Source organism: Endozoicomonas sp. SESOKO3 (genome assembly GCF_024606255.1).
The window spans coordinates 1-1,001 of record NZ_JAHHPR010000677.1 but is presented as its reverse complement, the minus strand read 5'-3'; the positions used below and the strand labels follow the sequence as shown (position 1 = coordinate 1,001).

Below are 1,001 nucleotides of genomic sequence, written 5' to 3'. Positions count from 1 at the left end.
AGCGGCAATTGTTGTCTGTTTTGAAGAAACGCTTTAGCCACTGGCCTGATGGGCGTCCGCTGGAACAGCTTTTTCGCAAATCCTGGTCAGCCCACTACCATCAGTTAATCTCTAAAGACAGTCTGGTTGACGGAAACATCAAAGATCTCATCAAGGTCTGTGGTGAAAAGGGTATTCAGTTGCTGCTTGAGCAAAACCCACGACTTTTGGAGGGAAAGTTGGATTCCCTGAATGGTTTAGAGCCGAAAGGGAGCCTGCGTAAGGAAGAGATCAAGCGTACATTAACCGGGATCGATTTCAGCCGCTGCTCAATGAACGGCACAGTGTTGCGATCCTTTTCATTTGAAGAGTGTAAATTCAATACAGAACAGTTAAACAGTGCCATTATTGAAAAGGGCATTTTCAGCGGATGTTCTTTTGAAGGTAAGCGGTTTTCATCATCGATATTAGATAATGTCCGTTTTCGCCCTGAAAGTGGTGAGGATAACCTGATATGTGAAAATACACGCCGACTTTCCCGAATCCTATATGAGTCGTGTGTTAATGAGAACAATGAGTTCAATCTGAAACAATGGCTGGAGGTAATGGGGAGAAGTTATTGTCTGCGCTTAGGCTCAACACCGCTGGATGATTTGAGCCGGGATATTTTGTCCCAACATATTGAAGAAATTAAAAGAACCTATCCACAGCAACTTTGTAAAATTATTTTCGGACTTTTTTCCATTGATTTTGAAAATATTGCCAATGCAATAAATTTTGTCTGGAATAATCGTGAATTCTATGATCGTAAAATCAAAGATCTTAAAGATGTGTATTTTGAGTTCAGAACCGTCTTCCTGAAAGAAGGAGATTATTATGGGACTACAGGTAGTCCACTTGAAAACTTATTTCCCCTCAATAGTGTCAAACGCAATGATTATTCCCGGGAAGCGGTTTTGGCGTTGACGTTAAATGTTATTAACCTTGTTCTATTCCCTGAATCCAATGATCAATACATAGAC

1 protein-coding gene is annotated in these 1,001 nt (G+C 40.9%); it reads left to right on the top strand.

Going from position 1 to position 1,001, the window contains the following annotated elements; all coding sequences use genetic code 11:
* Window positions 1–179 precede the first annotated feature (179 nt).
* On the top strand, window positions 180–1,001 hold an 822-nt coding region (locus tag KDK18_RS11945; RefSeq protein ID WP_257255149.1), incomplete at its 3' end, for a hypothetical protein.